The organism is Stieleria sp. (assembly GCF_041595215.1).
Classification (GTDB): Bacteria; Planctomycetota; Planctomycetia; order Pirellulales; family Pirellulaceae; genus Stieleria; species Stieleria magnilauensis.
Map to the genome: position 1 here is coordinate 1 of NZ_JBFHKV010000928.1, position 3,485 is coordinate 3,485.

Genomic DNA, 3,485 nt, shown 5'->3' on the forward strand with positions numbered 1-3,485 from the left:
GAATGGTAATCGTTGATCAGTTCGGTTGGGACACAATGGTCGATCGCTACGAACAGCTGCTACGCGATGTGGTGCGAGAGCGTCCATCGACAAAACGTAGCTGACGTCGCCAGAAGGCGGCGTTGGCGAGACGAGGATGGCAGAATCATGGGGATGGCAGAATAATGGGGCAGCCGGACGATTCTGGCTCCGCGATCTGAGCGGGCAGAACATCATTTTGCCCCAAATCATTCTGCCACTTCAAATCGATCTGCGACGGCCACGCTCTGGCGAGCGTAGATACGGTCGTTTTCCGTTCGTCGCTACAGCAAGATCTCTTCGACCACCCGTGCCGGTTTGACGCCGGTCAGTTTTTGATCGAGACCTTGGAAGGGGAACACCATCTTGCGGTGATCGATCCCCAATAGATGCTGCATCGTCGCGTGGAAATCACGCAGATGCACCGGCGACTCTGCGATCTGGTACCCCAGTTCGTCCGTCGCACCGAGCGTCATGCCTGGGCGAATGCCGCCGCCGGCCATCCACAGGGTAAACGCATTGGGATTGTGATCTCGACCGTGGAACCGAGTCGCCTGGCCGCCACGGTTTTCCGCCATCGATGTGCGACCGAATTCACCGCTCCAGACCACCAACGTGTCGTCCAACATGCCGCGGCGTTCCAGATCATTCAACAGCGCGGTCATCGGGCGATCGGTCTGCATGCACTTTTTCGACAGGCCTTTGCCCAGCGATTCACCTTCGTTGGTTCCGTGGGAGTCCCATCCCCAATCGAACAATTGAATGAAGCGGACCCCGCGTTCGGCCAACCGCCGCGCCAACAAACAATTGTTGGCAAAAGATTCTTTTCCGGGTTCGGTACCGTACTCCTCGTGCGTTTCTTTGGTTTCCTGACTGATGTCCATCGCGTCTGGCACGGCCGTTTGCATGCGGAACGCGAGTTCATACTGCTTCATCCGCGTCAACGTTTCCGGGTCGCCGAAGGTTTCGTAGTTCATCTGGTTCAATCGATCCAGCGTGTCGAGCGCCAAGCGTCGCTCGTCGCGCGAGACGCCGGTCGGGTTGGAAACATTCAACACCGGATCGCCCTTGGAACGGCACTGAACGCCTTGATAGACCGAGGGCAGAAACCCGCTGCTCCACAACGCTTTTCCGACACGCGGTTGCCGTCCGCCGGACAACAGCACGATGAACCCGGGCAGATCTTCACTTTCCGATCCCAAGCCCCACGTCACCCAGGAACCGATCGACGGGTACCCGACCCGCGACTGGCCGCAATGCACCATTAGCTGTGCCGGGCCGTGATTGAACTGGTCGGTCTGCATCGATTTGACGAAGCAAACCTTGTCGACGACCTTGGAAAAGTGTGGCAACCGATCCGACACCCACGCGCCCGAGTCGCCGTATTGTTGGAACGGGTAACGCGGCCCCAACATTTTTGGCGTGCCCTGGATGAAGGCGAACCGGTTGCCTTCCAAATACTCGGCGGGGCAGTCTTTTCCGTCGACCTCGTGCAGCGCCGGTTTGTAATCAAACAATTCCAATTGGCTCGGCGCGCCGATCATGTGCAAGAAGATCACGCGTTTGGCTTTCGCGGCAATCGCCCCCAAACCACCAGCGCTGGGACTGGCCGACACCGCGCCGGCCTGGCTGGCCAACCATGCCGCCCCCAACCCAGTCGCGGACTGTTGTAGAAAATGTCGCCGTGTTTCGAATTGCAGACTCCGTGTGAACACCTCGCCGGCGAGTCGTTGTTCGATGCTACTCATTTCGTCAAAACCTCATCCAAGTTCAGCAAGACGCTCGCGACAGCGGTCATCGCCGCCTGCTGATTCGGCTCTTCGCCGTCGTGCTTTTGTAAAATTGAATCGTAAAGTTCTCTGATGGCCAGCGATTCCGCTTGCTTGGGCTGTCGACAGGTTGCCAATCGGAAACCGTAGCGAAGCTGTTGATCGACGTCGTCGTCGGCCGCGATCATGCGACCGGCCAATGCCTGAGACGCTTCGACGAACGTCGCGTCGTTGAGCGTCATCAACGCCTGGGTCGGCGTGTTGGAAGGCAATCGCCGCATCGAGCAAAACTCACGCGACGGCGCGTCGAACGAGGCCATCATCGGATAGGGAATCGACCGTTTCGTGTACGTGTAAATCGTGCGTCGGTAGCGGTCCGGGTTGTTCGGGTCCACCGTCGCCCATTTGTCGCCACCTTGGAACGGTTTCCACACGCCGTCGGGCAGCGGCGGATGAACCGGCGGGCCGAATTGTTTTTCGCTCAACAGACCGGCGATGAACAACGCCTGATCACGAATCGTCTCGGCAGGCAAACGTCCCCGCGGGCCTCGGCTGAGCCATCGGTTGGCCGGGTCGATTTCGTATCGCTCCGCGTCGACGGTTGCACTTTGGCGATACGTCGAACTGAGCACCAATTCGCGCAACAACGTCTTCACACTCCATCCCATCTCGGTGCGGAATCGAACGGCCAGATCATCGAGCAACCGTGGATGCGTCGGGGGTGCCCCGGCGATCCCGAAGTCTTCTTGCGTTTCGACGATGCCGGTGCCGAACAGTTGCGCCCAAAAGCGATTGACGGCGACGCGTGCGGTCAGTGGGTTCTCGGGGCTGATCAGCCACTCGGCCATCTGCAGCCGCGTCAACGAAGCGTCGGGTTCGACCGACGACGTGGCCAAAAACGCAGGAATCGCCGGGTCGACGGGATCGGTTTTTGTGGTTTGATTGCCGCGATCAAACACCCGTGACGGTCGGGCAAACTGCTGGGGCCGTTCGATCAAGATCGGCGTGTTGATCGAACGGATCGATGCCCGTTGGCGACGAAGCGCCGCGATCTGTTCGCGGGCCGCCACGCGTTGGGCGTCCGTCAGCCAGTCGGTAAACGCGCCGGATTGGCTGACCGCAATCCTGCCGCGATGGGCGATCAGTGGGAACGCCCCCAATTCGACATCATTGAACGCGATCTCCACATCCAGTCGGTCGCCCGGTTTGACCTGCACCGGCGGATTGGCCAGGAATGCGCCGGCGCGTGGGTGATGGATTCGAGAATACGGACCAAATCCGTGATTGGATTTTGGATTCAAACTTTCATTGGGCTGCAACAGCGGATCGGGTTCGTCGGAGATCACTTGCTCGAATTGAATCGCCGTTTCGGTCCCGTCCTGAGAAATCAGTTTGGCCGTTAGGTGCGAGACGATGAATCCCCACTCCGAATCGATCAGGGCTTGTTGCCCGTTCTTCGGAAATCCGGTGAACCGCAGGGCCGTGATTTGCTCGATCGATTCGTCAATGTTGCCGTTGATGTGCACCTTCGTTTTGGTTTGAACCGTTCCGGTCGTCTGGTACTCCGCAACCCCATCGACGGTCGCGGCGATGACGCGTGTGTTGTTGTTGGTGGACAGTTCCAGATCGGAAATCGGTTTCCAGAGCTCGTCATCCTTGACCCCTGCGCGGGCGAGTTGCCACTCGTACAACCACAGC

The 3,485-nt window shown here is 59.0% G+C and carries 2 protein-coding genes; both read right to left on the minus strand.

Going from position 1 to position 3,485, the window contains the following annotated elements; genetic code table 11:
* Nucleotides 1–302: 302 nt before the first annotated feature.
* On the minus strand, nucleotides 303–1,766 hold the full coding sequence (locus tag ABX749_RS26390; RefSeq protein ID WP_372898635.1) for a DUF1501 domain-containing protein: 1,464 nt from the start codon (nucleotides 1,764–1,766) through the stop codon (nucleotides 303–305).
* Nucleotides 1,763–3,485, minus strand: a 1,723-nt coding sequence (locus ABX749_RS26395; protein WP_372898636.1) for a DUF1553 domain-containing protein, incomplete at its 5' end; no start/stop codon positions are given. The genes ABX749_RS26395 and ABX749_RS26390, both read right to left, overlap by 4 nt.